Source organism: Streptomyces sp. NPDC052721 (assembly GCF_040678315.1).
In the GTDB taxonomy this organism is placed as follows: domain Bacteria; phylum Actinomycetota; class Actinomycetes; order Streptomycetales; family Streptomycetaceae; genus Streptomyces.
The window spans coordinates 89,068-103,810 of record NZ_JBFATL010000002.1 but is presented as its reverse complement, the minus strand read 5'-3'; the positions used below and the strand labels follow the sequence as shown (position 1 = coordinate 103,810).

The following is a 14,743-nucleotide window of genomic DNA, read 5'->3' as shown; positions in this document are numbered from 1 at the left end:
TGGAACGCCGTACCGCTTACTTGATCTTGTTGCCCGCCGAGCGCAGGTTCTGCGTGGCCTGGACGACGCGCGCGGCCATGCCCGCCTCGGCCAGCTTGCCCCAGGTGCGCGGGTCGTAGGCCTTCTTGTTGCCGACCTCGCCGTCGACCTTCAGGACGCCGTCGTAGTTCTGGAACATGTGGCCGGCGACCGGACGGGTGAAGGCGTACTGGGTGTCCGTGTCGATGTTCATCTTCACCACGCCGTTCTCCAGCGCGGTCAGGATCTCCTGCTCGGTGGAGCCGGAGCCGCCGTGGAAGACGAAGTCGAACGGGGAGGCCTTGCCGAACTTGGCGGCGACGCCCTCGCTCAGCTCCTTCAGCAGCTCGGGGCGCAGGACGACGTTGCCCGGCTTGTACACGCCGTGCACGTTGCCGAAGGAGGCGGCCAGCAGGTAGCGGCCCTTCTCGCCCAGGCCGAGGGCCTCGGCGGTGCGGATCGCGTCGTCGACGGTGGTGTACAGCTCGTCGTTGATCTCGTGGGAGACGCCGTCCTCCTCGCCGCCGGTCGGGGTGATCTCCACCTCCAGGATGATCTTGGCGGCGCGGGCCTGCTCCAGCAGCTCCTGGGCGATGGAGAGGTTGTCGGCGAGGGTCTCGGCCGAGCCGTCCCACATGTGGGACTGGAACAGCGGGGTGAGACCGGCGTCGACGCGCTTCTTGGAGAGCGCCAGCAGCGGACGCACGTACCCGTCGAGCTTGTCCTTCGGGCAGTGGTCGGTGTGCAGGGCGATGTTGACCGGGTACTTCTCGGCGATGATGTGCGCGTACTCGGCGAGCGCGACGGCACCGGTCACCATGTCCTTGCTGTACTGCCCGCCGAGGAACTCGGCACCGCCGGTCGAGATCTGGACGATGCCGTCGCTCTCCGCCTCCGCGAAGCCGCGCAGCGCCGCGTTCAGGGTCTGCGAGGACGTCACGTTGATGGCCGGGTAGGCGAACTTGCCTGCCTTCGCCCGGTCGAGCATCTCGTTGTAGACCTCGGGGGTTGCGATGGGCATTCTGTCCGCTCCTTGTGTTGCGGTTGGCGTTCTGCGTTACGGCCCTGACCTAGACCTGGGGTGCGACGTCATCGTCGGCCCCATCTTTCCAGACATGGGGCGCTGGGTCGGCGCCCCGGTCAAGTGCAGGTCACACCGCGTCGTCAGTCCAGACCCAGTTCATCCTTCGAGAAGGCGAACCGGTACGGAACGCCCGCACCGGCCTCGATCTTCTCGGCGGCGCCGGTCGCCCGGTCCACGATGGTGGCGACGGCGACGACCTCGGCACCGGCCTCGCGCACGGCCTCGACGGCGGTCAGCGGGGAACCGCCGGTGGTGGAGGTGTCCTCCACCACCAGGACCCGGCGGCCCGCGATGTCCGGGCCCTCGACGCGCCGCTGGAGTCCGTGCGCCTTGGCGGCCTTGCGGACGACGAACGCGTCGAGCCTGCGCCCGCGCGCGGCGGCGGCGTGCAGCATGGCGGCGGCGACCGGGTCGGCGCCCATGGTGAGCCCGCCGACCGCGTCGAACTCCAGGTCCGCGGTCAGATCCAGCAGCACCTGGCCGACCAGCGGGGCGGCCTCGCCGTCGAGGGTGATGCGGCGCAGGTCGACGTAGTAGTCGGCCTCCAGACCGGAGGAGAGGGTCACCTTGCCGTGCACCACGGCCTTGTCCTTGATCTGCTGCAGCAGCGCGCCACGTGTGCCTGGCGGCATTACTTCGTTGACGTCCGTCATGCCGACCAGCTTAGAGGCGCCGCCAGCTCCAGGTGGTGGCGGCTTCCAGCGGTTCCAGCGGGGTGACCAGGCGCGGGAGGGTGTTCAGCCCGTTGGGCGGCCCGGTCTGCGGCTCCACGCAGACGGCCTCGGCCTGCTCGTCGTAGACCACCACCCACTCCTCCCGGCTCGCCACCTTCAGCTCCAGCTGTGCGGGCCAGGTGAGGGTGACGTCGACGCCGCCGGGCATGCCGAAGCAGTCGTCCCAGGGGCCGGGCCGCGGGTCGACGCGGTTGCCGGTGGGCAGGTGGTCGGCGCCGCGCTCCTCCTGCCAGGCGGGCTTGAAGTCCAGCCGGACGTCCTCACCGCCGAGGTTGCGGTGGAACCACGGGTGCCAGCCGAGCTGCGCCGGGAAGGAGTCGTCGTACGTCTCCACGGACATCGTCAGCGTCAGGCCGTCCTCGGCGAGCGCGACGATCTGGGTGACGCGGGCGGGGTGCGGCCAGGGGTCGGTCAGCTCGTACGTGATCACCGCCTCGTCCTCCGTGACGCGCGCGGTGCGCCAGGCGCCGTCGCGGGCGGTGCCGTGGATGGCGTGCGGCGGGGAGTTGAGCGGCATCTGGCGGACGGTGCCGCCGTCCAGGAAGCGGCCGTCCCGGATCCGGCCGCACCAGGGCACCATCGGGAAGCAGCCGTAGCGGGGCCCTTGCCGCAGCAGTTCCAGGGAGCCGATTCTGAGGCTGCTGAGACGGCCGCCGTTGCCCGGGCTGACGCGTGCTTCCGCTTCGCCTGCGGTCAGCGTGATGTCTTCGTTACTCACGGGAAGACAGTACTTGGGGGAGCACGGTGCCGACTGCGCCCTTGCGGGGGCGCCTTCGCTCAGCGGCGTTTTCTCAGTGCCCTGCTCACGACGATCGCCGACGCCACGGCCAGTGCCGCCGCCGGTGCCGCCCAGCGCAGTGCCGATGTCGCCGTGACCGTCTGCGGCGCCGGGACCGGCGCGTAGCGGCCGCGCGGCGGCGCGTGGTCGACCTCCTCGGCGCTGCGGCCGATCATCGTGCGGCGGGCGTGCGCGGCCTCGGCGGGGGGTTCACCGGTGTCCGCGAAGTCGCCGGTGGGGCCGTCGGTGGAGGCGGTGACGATCCCGGTGTCGGCGTCCGTGTCCGTGCCGGTGTCCCTACCGGTGTCCGTGTCGAGGTCTTCGTCCGCGTCCGGGGCCAGGGCGGACGGGGGGATCTCGGTCTCGAAGACGGAGGTGCGGGTGGTGTCGGCAGGGGGCTTCGGCTGCTCGTCGGCGCCGGCGTCGGCGGCCAGCGACTCCAGGAAACGGTTGAGCAGCCGGGTCGCCGCCGCGGTCACCGTCTCCGCCGGAAGTTCCGTGATCCGGCCGGTCGCGTCCGCCGTGCCCTCGGCCGTGACCGTGCAGCCGCCCTCGGTGTCCGCGAGGCGCAGGGTCAGGGCGAGCTTGACCGCGCCGGTGCCGCGGGCCTCGGTGGCGTCGCCCACGACGGCGTACGTGCCGTCCTCGCGGGCGGTCACCCGGACCGTGCCGCGGTAGGTGACGGAGTGTCCGCCGACCCGCAGCTTCAGCCGGCCGGTGATCGGTTCGGCACCGGCGTCCTGCTGCAGGCCGGGGATCGCCCGGGCCACGCGTGTCTGGTCGGCCAGTGCCGCGCCGATCCGCTCGGCGGGGGCCGGGACGAAGACCTGGTGCTCCATGTCCGTGGAGCCTACCCAGTTGTCGCCGGAACTCACCCGGTCGTGAAGCCTCTCAATACCTCGGACGCACCAGGGTGGACACCGGCACCCCGGCCACCCGCGTGCGTTCCGCCGCCCGCGCGTCCGCCGTCAGCTCGGCCTGCGTCAAGGTCCCCGCCCGCGCGCGGCCCACGCGCAGAGCGGGCGCGGCCTCCCCGCGCGTCGCCAGCAGGAACCCCCAGTCGTGTGGTGCCCGGGACGCCCCCGTCGAGCGGTCGGGGCCGGCCGCGAAGGCGGAGTCGTGGCCGGGCACCCGGTAGGGCGAGGCGGCGAAGCCGGCGGCGCGCAGGGTCGCGGCGACGGTCCAGAAGGCGCGGGGCCGGGCGGTGACGGGACCCGCGTGCACCGCCAGGCGGCCGTGCGGGGCCAGGACGCGGCGGGCCAGGCCGTAGAACTCCTGGGAGTACAGCTTGGTGCTGGCGGTGATGCCGGGATCGGGCAGGTCGCTGATCACGACGTCGTACGCCGGTCCGCGCGCCTGTCGCAGCCAGGTGAGCGCGTCGGCCGTGGTGACGCGCACGCGCGGGTCGGCGAGCGCGTGCCCGTTGGCGGCGGACAGGCCGGGGTCGCGGCGGGCCAGCCGTACCAGGCCGGCGTCGAGTTCGACGATGTCCACGCGGCGCACCCCGGGGTGGCGCAGCACCTCACGGGCGGCCAGGCCGTCGCCGCCGCCGAGGACCAGCACGCGCGCGTGCGGCCCGGTCAGGGCCGGCCCGACCAGGGCCTCGTGGTAGCGGCGCTCGTCCCGGCCGCCGACCCGGAGGCGGCCGTCGAGGAAGAGGTCGAGGGGTTCGCCGTGGGTGCCGCCGGCGAGGACGACCTCCTGGACGCCGGTCTGCACGGCCACCCGGACGTCCGTGCCATAGACGGCGCGCCGGGCGGCCCGTTCGAAGTCGCCGGCGAGAGCGGCGGCGGAGGCGAGGACGCCGAGGACGGTGAGCCCGGCGAGGAGGAGGGTCCAGCGGGCGCGGCGGGTGAGGTCGCGGCGGAAGAGGCCGAGGACCAGGGCGCCGCCCGCGACCACGTTGACCGTGCCCGTCAGCAGGGCGCCCGTCAACTGGCCGAGGAACGGCAGCAGGAGGAACGGGAAGGCGAGGCCGCCGACCAGCGCGCCCACGTAGTCCGCGGCGAACAGGTCGGCCACCGCGCCGCCCGCGTCCTGCCGGCGGATGCGCTGGATCAGCTCCATCAGCAGCGGGACCTCGGCGCCGATGAGCAGGCCGATGGCGAGGGAGAAGCCGACCAGGAGGCAGCGTGGCCCGTCGGCCCACATCCCGCCCCAGCCGGCGGTCCAGGCGAAGACGGCGTACAGGGCCATGGCGCTGCACCCGCCGATCAGCGCGAGGGCCGACTCGACCGCGCCGAATCCGGCCGCCGCGTGGCAGCGCAGCCGCTTGGCGCCGAGCGAGCCGATGCCCATCGCGAAGACCATCACGGAGAGCACCACGGAGGCCTGGGTGACCGAGTCGCCCATCAAGTAGGAGGCGAAGGCGACCAGTTCGAGTTCGTACACGAGTCCGCAGGCCGCGCACACGAAGACGCACACGAGGACCAGGAACCGCCCGGTGCCGGGCCGGACGGGCAGCCGTGCGGGGCCCGTCCAGGAGGGCGGGGCGCCCGGGGGCGCGGGGGCGTGCGGTTCGATCACGCTGCGACGTTACGTCACTTGCTCGGCACCCTTCGTCACCCACACGTGTGGATCTGAGGGCGGTTGACGCATCGCGGGTTTATGTCGCCGCGGGGTGCTGAGCCGCCGCCCGTTTCCGTGCCCCGACCCGGGTCCGGGTGGCCACCAGCTGGCCGTCCTGCGGATAGGCGTGCCAGGTGCGCCAGTGCACCTGGCCCTCCTGGTGCTGGGCCAGCAGCGCGGTGAAGGCGTGCGGGCTGCCCGGGAAGACTCCGGCGAGGCCGTGCGGATGGTCGGAGACGAGGGCCAGCAGCTCCTGTGCGCGGCCCGCGAACGAGCCGGGGGTGAGCACCTCCACGCGGGCGGCGAACTCGTATTCCCAGTCGCCGACGCGCTTGGCGACGCCCAGCGGCAGCGGGGTGCTGGAGCCGGGGATGCAGGCGACCGTCTCCGAACAGCGGCCTCGCTCTTCCTCCAGGAGCACCTGGTGGGACGCGCCGAGCAGTCTCAACTGCAGCTTCGCGCCGGCGAGTTCGAGATCGAGGGTGGCCAGGGCGGGCAACGGCTCGCGTCCCAGGGCCCAGGCGAGATCGGCAGCGCGCGTATCGGTGTAGGTGGTGTTCAGGGTCGTGAGCATGGATCGGCTCCGCTAACACGCAAGGAGGGGGAGATCGGCCATGTCAGCCCAGCCGGCCCGGCCGGGGTGGGGAGCCTGGGGGACGTCCGAGGGGCTGCGTTGGCGATTTAGAGGGAATCATGAACAGTGGCGCCGCCACAGCGTTTTTACCCAACTTCGTGGGGTTTCCATCCCTCAGAGGGCTCCACAGCTCAACTGTTCAACCACCGCGTGCGCCGGGCGCGAGAAACGGACGCGGCCGGGCGCCCGCCGGGAGGTCTCCCCCGGCGGGCGCCCGGCCGTGTGCGGCCCGGATGCGGATCCCCCCGTTCCGGAAGCTCGGCTGCCCCGTGTCAGCCGCCTCCGCCGCATCCGCCCCCGCCGCCGCACGACGAACCCCCGCCGCAGGACGAGCCCCCGCCGCAGGACGAACCGCCTCCACAGGAGTGCCCCCCGTGCCCCCCGTGCCCCCCGTGCCCGCCGTGTCCCCCGTGCCCGCCCGACGAGCCGGAGTCGCCGCCGGCCCACCAGCTGTTGCCGCCCCCACTGCCCGCGTAGCCCGCCGACGACGCCGACGCGCGGAACGCCCGGTTCCGCCGGCCGGCCTTGCCGAGCGGCACCCGGCCGCGCCGGTTGCGGCGGTTACGGCCCGCCGCCGCCGCGATGACCAGAACCACGGCCACCGCCAGGATGATGCCGACGGTCATGGCGTCACCCTCCTTCCGTTCCCCCGAAGCGGCCCCCCGTGGGCGCCTCGCTCTCGCCGCGTCCTACCGCGGTGACCGGGGGATGCCCGGCCGCGCCGGACCGCAAAGCAGAGTTGAGGAACTCCAGAGCTTGAGCGCAGGATGACCGGCATGACCTCCAGCGCACGCCCCCACCTCAACCGCCGGCTCGCCGCGTTCGGGACGACGATCTTCGCCGAGATGTCGGCGCTCGCCGTGGCGACCGGGTCGATCAACCTGGGCCAGGGCTTCCCCGACACCGACGGGCCCGAGAAGATCCGGGAGGCCGCCGTACGGGCGCTCCGCGACGGCCGCGGCAACCAGTACCCGCCCGGCCCCGGCATCCCCGAGCTGCGCACCGCGATCGCCGCGCACCAGCTGCGCCGCTATGGCCTGTCCTACGACCCCGACACCGAGGTGCTGGTCACGGCGGGCGCGACCGAGGCCATCGCGGCCGCGCTGCTGGCGCTGGTCGAGCCGGGGGACGAGGTGGTGGCGCTGGAGCCGTACTACGACTCGTACGCGGCGAGCATCGCGATGGCGGGCGGCACCCGGGTGCCGGTGACCCTGCGGCCCCACGCCGGCGAGGGCGCCGGCTTCCGGCTGGACCTGGACGAGCTGCGCGCGGCGGTCACCGACCGCACCCGGCTGCTGCTGATCAACACCCCGCACAACCCGACCGGCACCGTCCTCACGCGCGCGGAGCTGACCGCGGTCGCCGAGCTGGCGGTGGAGCGGGACCTGCTGGTGGTGACCGACGAGGTCTACGAGCACCTGGTCTTCGACGGCGCCGAACACCTGCCGTTGGCCACGTTCCCCGGGATGCGCGAGCGGACGGTCAGCATCGGTTCGGCCGGCAAGACCTTCTCGTTCACCGGCTGGAAGGTCGGCTGGGTGACGGGCGCGCCGGAGCTGGTCAGCGCGGTCCGCGCGGTGAAGCAGTTCCTGACGTACGTCTCCTCGGGCCCCTTCCAGTACGCGGTGGCCGAGGCCCTCGCCCTGCCCGACTCCTACTTCGAGGAGTTCCGCCGGGGCATGCTGGCGCGCCGGGAGATCCTGGCGGAGGGGCTGACGGCGGCGGGCTTCGAGGTGTTCCGGCCGGCCGGGACGTACTTCATCACCACCGACATCCGGCCCCTGGGCGAGAAGGACGGCTTCGCCTTCTGCCGTGCGCTGCCGGAGCGGGCGGGCGTGGTGGCCATCCCGAACGCGGTCTTCTACGACGACCGGGAGGCGGGGGCGCCGTTCGTGCGGTTCGCCTTCTGCAAGCGGGAGGACGTCCTGCGCGAGGCGGCGGAGCGGCTGCGGCGCATGTGAGCGCGGGGAGTCCGGTCCGGGGGCGGAAGGCCCCCGGACCGGCCGGGTCCGGTTACTCCCCGTCGTCCTCGGGCTGCTCGGAGTCGTTGACCTCCTGCTCCAGGCCGAGCTGCTCGACCAGCCACTTGTCGAACTCGATCGCGGCCCGCACCCAGCTGACCGTGGAGGAGACGAAGTGGTTGATGTCGACGCCCGTGCCGATCAGCATCTGGGCCTCGCCGATCAGGCGGACGGTGCCGTCGTCGTGGGTGTGGGTGTACACCTTGGGCCACAGGGTGCGGCGGTTCCAGTCGTCGATGGACTCCAGCAGCTGCGGCTTCTCGTCGATCTTGTGCGGCCGGTCGTAGAAGGTCCGCACCGAGAAGATCGCCTGCTCGGCCTCTCCCCGGAACATGAAGTAGGTGCGGAACTGCTCCCACGGCGCGGCGAGGTCACCCTCCTCGTCGACGACGTACTTCAGCTCCATCTGGTCGAGAAGCTGCTTCACCAGGTCCTGATCCGGGAGGACGGGGCCCGCCGGTCCTGGCTGCGGTTCGGGCTGGCCCCCGAAGTTCGGAATCGAGGACGGGTCGATGCTCACCGTGTTTTTCCCTTCATGCGGATGCGGCCATCCTCCCCCAGGAGGGGCGGGGGATGGCAACCCCATGCCGCCTGTCAGCCGAGGGCGGAAAGGGGACCGGCGGGGCCGTGGTGAGCGATGATGCGGTCATGCGCATACCCGGAGCGGTGCGAGCGGCCCTGTGGGCCCTGTGGTGGGGCTGCCTGGCCTTCTCGGTGTGGTTCTTCTGGTCCCTGTACGACGCCATGAGCAGCGTCTGAGCGGCCCGCGCACCACGACGGCCCCTGCCCGGCAGCCGGCCGGGACAAGGGCCGTGGTGTGCCCGCGTGCGGCCTACAGGGTCTTCCCCGTCGCGGGGCCGACCAGCAGGCCCTCGCCGAAGCGGTCCACGCGGACCGTGTCGCCGTCCCTGACCTCGCCGGACAGGATCTCCTTGGCGAGCCGGTCGCCGATGGCGCTCTGCACCAGCCGGCGCAGCGGCCGGGCGCCGTAGGCCGGGTCCAGGCCCTCCTCCGCCAGCCAGGCCAGCGCCTCGGGGGTGACGTCCAGGGTGAGCTGCCGCTCGGCCAGCCGCTTGGCCAGCCGGTCGATCTGGAGCCCTGCGATCCGCTCCAGCTCGGGCCTGGTCAGCGCCGAGAAGACCACCAGGTCGTCCAGCCGGTTGAGGAACTCCGGCTTGAAGGAGGACCGGACGACCTCCAGCACCTGCTCCTTCTTCTGCTCCTCCGTGGTCAGCGGGTCCATCAGGAAGTGGCTGCCCAGGTTGGAGGTGAGGACCAGGATGGTGTTGCGGAAGTCGACCGTCCGGCCCTGACCGTCCGTCAGCCGGCCGTCGTCCAGCACCTGGAGCAGGATGTCGAAGACCTCCGGATGGGCCTTCTCCACCTCGTCCAGCAGGATCACGCTGTACGGGCGCCGGCGCACCGCCTCGGTGAGCTGGCCGCCCTCCTCGTAGCCGATGTACCCGGGGGGCGCGCCGACCAGCCGGGCCACGCTGTGCTTCTCGCCGTACTCCGACATGTCGATGCGGACCATGGCCCGCTCGTCGTCGAAGAGGAAGTCCGCGAGCGCCTTGGCCAGTTCGGTCTTGCCGACACCGGTCGGACCGAGGAAGAGGAACGACCCGGTGGGCCGGTCGGGGTCGGCGATCCCGGCCCGCGAGCGGCGCACGGCGTCCGCCACGGCCCGTACGGCCTCGCTCTGGCCGATGAGCCGCTTGCCGATCTCCTCCTCCATGCGCAGCAGCTTCTGCGTCTCGCCCTCCAGCAGGCGCCCGGCGGGGATGCCGGTCCAGGCGGCGACGACGTCGGCGATGTCGTCGGAGCCGACCTCCTCCTTGACCATGGTGTCCTTGGCGACCTCCTCCTCGGCGGCGGAGGCGGCCTCCAGCTCCTTCTCCAGCTGCGGGATCTCGCCGTACAGCAGCTTGGCCGCGGTGTCGAAGTCGCCGTCGCGCTGGGCGCGTTCGGCCTGCCCCCGCAGATCGTCCAGGCGCTCCTTCAGCTCACCGACCCGGTTGAGGGACTGCTTCTCCTTCTCCCAGCGGGCGGTCAGGCCGCGCAGCTCCTCCTCCTTGTCGGCGAGATCGCGGCGCAGCTTCTCCAGGCGGGCGACGGAGGCCGGGTCGGTCTCCTTGCTGAGGGCCAGCTCCTCCATCCGCAGCCGGTCGACGGCGCGCTGGAGCTCGTCGATCTCCACGGGCGAGGAGTCGATCTCCATGCGCAGCCGGGAGGCCGCCTCGTCGACGAGGTCGATGGCCTTGTCCGGCAGGAAGCGGGAGGTGATGTACCGGTCGGACAGGGTCGCGGCGGCCACCAGTGCGGAGTCGTTGATCTGCACCTTGTGGTGGGCCTCGTAGCGGCCCTTGAGCCCGCGCAGGATCGCGATGGTGTCCTCGACGCTCGGCTCGCCGACGAAGACCTGCTGGAAGCGGCGTTCCAGCGCCGGGTCCTTCTCGATCCGCTCGCGGTACTCGTCCAGCGTGGTCGCGCCGATCATGCGCAGCTCACCGCGCGCCAGCATCGGCTTCAGCATGTTGCCCGCGTCCATGGCGGAGTCGCCGCCGGCACCGGCGCCCACGACGGTGTGCAGCTCGTCGATGAAGGTGATGATCTGCCCGTCGGACTCCTTGATCTCCGACAGGACGGCCTTGAGGCGCTCCTCGAACTCGCCGCGGTACTTGGCGCCGGCCACCATCGCGCCGAGGTCGAGCGCGACCAGCCGCTTGTCCTTCAGCGACTCGGGCACGTCGCCCTTGACGATCCGCTGGGCGAGACCCTCGACCACGGCGGTCTTGCCGACGCCCGGCTCACCGATGAGGACGGGGTTGTTCTTCGTACGACGGCTCAGCACCTGCACGACCCGCCGGATCTCCTGGTCCCGCCCGATGACCGGGTCGAGCCGGCCCTCGCGGGCGGCGGCGGTGAAGTCGGTGCCGAACTTCTCCAGGGCCTTGTACTGGCCCTCCGGGTCGGCGGTGGTCACGCGGCGTCCTCCCCTGGCCTTCTCGAAGGCCTCCTGCAGTTTCTTCGCGTCGGCGCCCTGCCCCTTGAGCACGTCCCCGGCCGCGCCGCCCTTCGCGGCGATGCCGATGAGCAGGTGCTCGGTGGACAGGTACTCGTCGCCGAGCGCCTTGGCGCGCTCGGTGGCGTCCGCGATCACGGCCAGCATCTCGCGGTTCGGCTGCGGAGGCGCGACGGTGGACCCGGTCACGCTGGGCAGACCGGCGAGGATGCGCTCCGCGCCGGAGCGTACGGCGGCCTGGTCGGCTTCGACGGCCGCGAGCAGGTCGGTGATGTTCTCGTTGTCCTGCCCCTGGAGCAGAGCCAGCAGCAGGTGAGCGGGGGTGAGGTCCGGGTGCCCCTCGGTGAGGGCACGATTGCTCGCCGCGTTGATCGCGTCCCGGCTCCTGTTGGTCAGCTCGGCGTCCACGTGTGCGTTCTCCTCCTACCCGACCGTCCTGCCTCAGTCAACGTACACAAAGTTGAGTCTATTCCACTCAAGGCAGGTCGCGCACGGGTCCGGCGGTGTCGGTTAGGTTGCACGGCATGGCCTCGCACTCCCAGGACCCGGCTGCCCCGGACGAGCCGTATCTCGCCTTCTGGCGCGAACGGCACCTGTGCACCCTGACGACCCTCCGCCCCGACGGCAGCCCGCACGTGGTGCCGGTCGGGGTGACCTACGACGCCCCGGCACGGCTGGCCCGGGTGATCACGAACAAGACCAGCGCGAAGGTGGCCCATGTGCTCGCGGCCGGGGCCGAGGGGGCCCGGGTGGCGGTGTGCCAGGTGGACGGCCGGCGCTGGGCGACGCTGGAGGGGCGGGCGCGGGTGCGCGCCGAGCCGGAGCGGGTCGCGGAGGCGGAGCGGCGGTACGCGGAGCGGTACGAGCGGACGCCCTCGCCCAACCCGTCCCGGGTGGTGATCGAGATCGAGGTGGAGCGGGTGCTGGGGCGCGGCTGAGCACGGCCGAGACACGGCGGTTTTCGGCCACCGTGGAGTAGGCCCATCTCCCGAAATGTCCCCGCAAACTGCAGCGGCGTCACCGTGTTCAGGTCACGGTGACGCCGCTGCGGGGGGAAGCACCTGAGCGATCTGTTACGACGGGGGAATCGCGTCAGGCACTGCGGGGGGTGGCCGAGATGGTTCGCACGTCGGACGGCGCCGGCTCGGACAGCCGGTGGTCCCGCTGGTCCAGGTTCACAAAGATCATTCCGTACCGGATGGCACAGCGCACCGGCTGGGGCGCGCCACGCGGCTTGCGCAGGCACCGGTACGCCCGCACATCCCCGTCCTCGTCCCGCGTGACGACGACCGGCTCACCGAACACGGTGACCATCAGCGAGTCACCGCTGTGCGGGATGGCCGTGACCAGGTCGATGAAGTGCCAGCCTGAGCGGTAGGCGGTGGCCATTTCGCGGCGGAAGGACCGGTCGTCGGGTGGAGTAGTCATCAGTCAGCCCCAGGTGGTGTCGTCCACACCATCGGAATGAGCCGTCCCGGTGCTGCCGTCACTCACAGCGACTGTCCGGGGAGCCACTCCCCAGGTCGTATCGCCCGCGACGTCACGCTTCGCACCGGAGAGGCCACTCAGCGCGCCAATGGCCACAACGGTGGAGAAGGCGACGGCAAGCATCGACCGAAGCAATTTGTTGCGCATATTCGGCTTCGTCCTCACTTGAAGGTCCCCTCTTCCCCCGTCGGACAAGACGATGTCTCATTTGGGCACGTCATGGCCACACGATCGGTGCATCATGTTCCTGCATGTTCAGGACCCTGGGGGGTGGAGATTTGCCATCAAATCGGACCAAAGCGTCACATCCCCATGCCATGTCCGAACTCTGCGAGGAGGGTAGCGGCCTTTACGCCAAGGCGCTGCGCCTGGGACGGATAGCGCGCGCGGAGGCGGAAGCCGCCCCCTGCCTCATGGAGTTCGCGCTCCTGCAGCCGGATCCGGACGACGCGAACTGGCTGCGCCCCACCCCACCGTCCGTCGCCCTGGCCCAGCGGCTCAATCCGATCGAGCGGGAGATCTCCGAACGCAGGCGGCTGTCGATCGAACTGACCGAGGCCTTCGAACCGTTCATGGCGCTCAGCGCCCAGGACACCACCTCCACCCACGCCATCTCGGTACTGGAGGGCCTGGACCGCATCAACGCCGCCCTCGACGCGGCGACGGCCGAGTGCCGCTCCGAGGTGCTGACCGTGCAGCCGACCAGCCGCCGGCTGGAGCACACCCTCCTGCAGGGCCTGGAACGCGACCGCCCCCTCCTCGAACGCGGCGTGCGCATCCGGACCCTGTACCAGCACACCGCCCGCTACAGCCCCGAGACCCTCGGGTACGTGGCCCAGTTCTCCGTCGGGAAGGTGGAGTACCGCACCATCGACGAACTCGTGGAGCGGCTCATCATCTGCGACGAGACCGTCGCCTTCATCCCCGTGCGCGACGACCGCCAGGTCGCCCTGGAACTGCGCCACCCCGGCCTGGTGCGCTACCTGATCAAGGTGTTCGAGTTCATGTGGGCCCGCGCCGTGCCGCTGAGCACCGGCGCCCCCTACGAGACCGCCCCGGACGGCATCACGGACATCCAGCACTCCATCGCCAAGCTCCTGGTCGAGGGCCACGTCGACGAGGCCATCGCCCGCCGTCTCGGCATGAACGTCCGCACCTGCCGGGCCCACATCGCCAAGCTGGCCCACGCCCTCGGCAGCGGCAGCCGCGCGCAACTCGGCTATCTCATCGCCCAGTCCGGCATCCTCGACCGGGAGCACTGAGGCGCGGGACCACCGGGGCTCAGCGCACCGCCGGGGGTTCCTGCTCCGGACCGGCGAGGGCGGTGGTCGGCAGGGGCGGACGGTGTCCGTCGAGCCCGACCTGGGCGATACGGACCCCGAGTTGGGTACGGCTGGCCGCGCCCAGGGTCTCCGACAGACGGGCGATGTGGGCCCGGCAGGTACGCACGCTGATGCCCAGGCGTTCGGCGATGACCGCGTCCTGGTGGCCCTCGGCGAGCAGCGCGGCGATGGACTGCTCGCGGTGCGAGATGCCCTCGATACCGGTGTCGGGGAGCGGGGCCGTGAGGGGGATCGCCAGGCGCCAGAGGCGTTCGAAGACCGTCACCAGGTAGGCGACCAGGGCCGGGTGGCGCAGCTCCAGGGCCATCGTGCGGTCGGCGTTGGCGGGGATGAACGCCACCGTGCGGTCGAAGAGGATGAGCCGGTCGATGACCTCGTCCAGGGTGCGCGCCTCCACCGCGTCGCCCATCAGCTCCAGGTAGTTGAGCAGGCCCTGGCCGTGCCGGGCCACATGCGTGTAGAGGTCCCGCATCCGCACGCCCCGGCCGCGCAGCGCCACCGCCCGGTGCAGGCCCTCGGAGAGTTCGGCCTCCCGCCGGATGCCGCCCGGCTGCACGGTGAGCACCTCGGTGGTACACGCCTCGGTCGCCTCGTCCATCGCGGCCTGGATGCGGGAGAGCCCGTCCAGGACCCGGATGGCGCTGCCCTCGGCCGGCGCCGCCAGCGTGTTCAGCTGCCTCCCCAGGCCCGCGTACCACTCGAACGCGGCCACCGCCGAACCCACCCGCCGCTGGCTCGCGCTGACCTCGTCGTAGACCCCGCGCAGCAGCCGGGTCATGACCTCCTGCGGGGAGGTCGGCACCAGCCAGTCCATGTCGTCCGGGTCGGGGTGCAGCAGGGCGAGCTCCAGCAGGCAGGGCACCGGTTCGGCGTCCGTGCGCGGCACCCGTCCCCGGCGTACGGCACGGGAGTACACCCGGTCCCCGGCTGCACACAGCCGGTCGGCACCGTGAGGATGCTCCTCCGCCCCGCGCCCGGCCATCGCCCATTCCACCCCCGGTGTGCTGCCACTTCCGTGGCGCAACTATGCGCGGCGCCGAACCGGGTCCGCAA

General features: G+C 71.9%; 15 protein-coding genes. 3 read left to right on the top strand and 12 right to left on the bottom strand.

Annotated features, from left to right (window positions below; all coding sequences use genetic code 11):
- Nucleotides 1–16: 16 nt before the first annotated feature.
- From fbaA to AB0L21_RS02490, 7 genes are all read right to left on the bottom strand, one after another.
- Nucleotides 17–1,039 carry a class II fructose-bisphosphate aldolase gene (gene fbaA, locus AB0L21_RS02520; protein WP_365699080.1) on the bottom strand — a complete coding sequence of 341 codons (1,023 nt, stop codon included), beginning with the start codon at nucleotides 1,037–1,039 and terminating at the stop codon, nucleotides 17–19.
- Nucleotides 1,040–1,182: 143 nt separating this feature from the next.
- Nucleotides 1,183–1,755, bottom strand: coding sequence for an orotate phosphoribosyltransferase (pyrE, locus tag AB0L21_RS02515; RefSeq protein WP_365781780.1), 573 nt, complete (start codon nucleotides 1,753–1,755; stop codon nucleotides 1,183–1,185).
- A 10-nt stretch (nucleotides 1,756–1,765) separates the two neighbouring features.
- The gene (locus AB0L21_RS02510) at nucleotides 1,766–2,554 is read right to left on the bottom strand and encodes an aldose 1-epimerase (protein WP_365781778.1); all 789 of its coding nucleotides are present in this window, start codon (nucleotides 2,552–2,554) and stop codon (nucleotides 1,766–1,768) included.
- Between the two features lie 59 nt (nucleotides 2,555–2,613).
- On the bottom strand, nucleotides 2,614–3,453 hold the full coding sequence (locus AB0L21_RS02505; protein ID WP_365781776.1) for an SRPBCC family protein: 840 nt from the start codon (nucleotides 3,451–3,453) through the stop codon (nucleotides 2,614–2,616).
- Nucleotides 3,454–3,505: 52 nt separating this feature from the next.
- On the bottom strand, nucleotides 3,506–5,140 hold the full coding sequence (locus AB0L21_RS02500; RefSeq protein WP_365781774.1) for a polyamine aminopropyltransferase: 1,635 nt from the start codon (nucleotides 5,138–5,140) through the stop codon (nucleotides 3,506–3,508).
- Nucleotides 5,141–5,219: 79 nt separating this feature from the next.
- Nucleotides 5,220–5,756, bottom strand: a complete 537-nt coding sequence (locus AB0L21_RS02495) for a DUF2617 family protein (RefSeq protein WP_365699074.1) — start codon at nucleotides 5,754–5,756, stop codon at nucleotides 5,220–5,222.
- 332 nt (nucleotides 5,757–6,088) lie between these two features.
- Entirely contained in the window at nucleotides 6,089–6,442 is a 354-nt protein-coding gene (locus AB0L21_RS02490; protein ID WP_365781772.1) for a hypothetical protein, read from the bottom strand.
- Nucleotides 6,443–6,583: 141 nt separating this feature from the next.
- Between AB0L21_RS02490 and AB0L21_RS02485 the strand changes: the two genes are divergently transcribed.
- Nucleotides 6,584–7,777, top strand: a complete 1,194-nt coding sequence (locus AB0L21_RS02485) for a pyridoxal phosphate-dependent aminotransferase (RefSeq protein ID WP_365781770.1) — start codon at nucleotides 6,584–6,586, stop codon at nucleotides 7,775–7,777.
- 52 nt (nucleotides 7,778–7,829) lie between these two features.
- On the opposite strand, the gene AB0L21_RS02480 is transcribed toward AB0L21_RS02485, so the two are convergent.
- Both AB0L21_RS02480 and clpB read right to left on the bottom strand, forming a co-directional pair.
- Entirely contained in the window at nucleotides 7,830–8,357 is a 528-nt protein-coding gene (locus AB0L21_RS02480; protein WP_365699071.1) for a YbjN domain-containing protein, read from the bottom strand.
- A gap of 312 nt (nucleotides 8,358–8,669) precedes the next feature.
- The gene (clpB, locus tag AB0L21_RS02475) at nucleotides 8,670–11,267 is read right to left on the bottom strand and encodes an ATP-dependent chaperone ClpB (RefSeq protein ID WP_365781768.1); all 2,598 of its coding nucleotides are present in this window, start codon (nucleotides 11,265–11,267) and stop codon (nucleotides 8,670–8,672) included.
- Nucleotides 11,268–11,383: 116 nt separating this feature from the next.
- Between clpB and AB0L21_RS02470 the strand changes: the two genes are divergently transcribed.
- The gene (locus tag AB0L21_RS02470; RefSeq protein ID WP_365699069.1) at nucleotides 11,384–11,797 is read left to right on the top strand and encodes a TIGR03618 family F420-dependent PPOX class oxidoreductase; all 414 of its coding nucleotides are present in this window, start codon (nucleotides 11,384–11,386) and stop codon (nucleotides 11,795–11,797) included.
- A gap of 154 nt (nucleotides 11,798–11,951) precedes the next feature.
- Here the strand turns inward: AB0L21_RS02470 and AB0L21_RS02465 are convergent, their stop codons facing one another.
- Together AB0L21_RS02465 and AB0L21_RS02460 are read right to left on the bottom strand one after the other, a co-directional pair.
- Entirely contained in the window at nucleotides 11,952–12,287 is a 336-nt protein-coding gene (locus AB0L21_RS02465) for a hypothetical protein (RefSeq protein ID WP_030648261.1), read from the bottom strand.
- Between the two features lie 3 nt (nucleotides 12,288–12,290).
- Entirely contained in the window at nucleotides 12,291–12,494 is a 204-nt protein-coding gene (locus tag AB0L21_RS02460) for a hypothetical protein (protein WP_103814782.1), read from the bottom strand.
- A gap of 170 nt (nucleotides 12,495–12,664) precedes the next feature.
- Here AB0L21_RS02460 and AB0L21_RS02455 point away from each other — a divergent pair, with 170 nt between their 5' ends.
- Nucleotides 12,665–13,609 carry a helix-turn-helix transcriptional regulator gene (locus AB0L21_RS02455; protein WP_365781766.1) on the top strand — a complete coding sequence of 315 codons (945 nt, stop codon included), beginning with the start codon at nucleotides 12,665–12,667 and terminating at the stop codon, nucleotides 13,607–13,609.
- Between the two features lie 19 nt (nucleotides 13,610–13,628).
- On the opposite strand, the gene AB0L21_RS02450 is transcribed toward AB0L21_RS02455, so the two are convergent.
- Nucleotides 13,629–14,672, bottom strand: a complete 1,044-nt coding sequence (locus AB0L21_RS02450; protein ID WP_365699067.1) for a helix-turn-helix transcriptional regulator — start codon at nucleotides 14,670–14,672, stop codon at nucleotides 13,629–13,631.
- Nucleotides 14,673–14,743: the final 71 nt, after the last annotated feature.

Coding starts and splice junctions, on each gene's coding strand:
- fbaA (WP_365699080.1), bottom strand. CDS start 1,039: ATGCCCATCGCAACCCCCGAGGTCTACAACGAGATGCTCGACCGGGCG.
- pyrE (WP_365781780.1), bottom strand. CDS start 1,755: ATGACGGACGTCAACGAAGTAATGCCGCCAGGCACACGTGGCGCGCTG.
- AB0L21_RS02505 (WP_365781776.1), bottom strand. CDS start 3,453: ATGGAGCACCAGGTCTTCGTCCCGGCCCCCGCCGAGCGGATCGGCGCG.
- AB0L21_RS02495 (WP_365699074.1), bottom strand. CDS start 5,756: ATGCTCACGACCCTGAACACCACCTACACCGATACGCGCGCTGCCGAT.
- AB0L21_RS02490 (WP_365781772.1), bottom strand. CDS start 6,442: ATGACCGTCGGCATCATCCTGGCGGTGGCCGTGGTTCTGGTCATCGCG.
- AB0L21_RS02485 (WP_365781770.1), top strand. CDS start 6,584: ATGACCGGCATGACCTCCAGCGCACGCCCCCACCTCAACCGCCGGCTC.
- AB0L21_RS02470 (WP_365699069.1), top strand. CDS start 11,384: ATGGCCTCGCACTCCCAGGACCCGGCTGCCCCGGACGAGCCGTATCTC.
- AB0L21_RS02465 (WP_030648261.1), bottom strand. CDS start 12,287: ATGACTACTCCACCCGACGACCGGTCCTTCCGCCGCGAAATGGCCACC.
- AB0L21_RS02460 (WP_103814782.1), bottom strand. CDS start 12,494: ATGCGCAACAAATTGCTTCGGTCGATGCTTGCCGTCGCCTTCTCCACC.
- AB0L21_RS02455 (WP_365781766.1), top strand. CDS start 12,665: ATGTCCGAACTCTGCGAGGAGGGTAGCGGCCTTTACGCCAAGGCGCTG.
- AB0L21_RS02450 (WP_365699067.1), bottom strand. CDS start 14,672: ATGGCCGGGCGCGGGGCGGAGGAGCATCCTCACGGTGCCGACCGGCTG.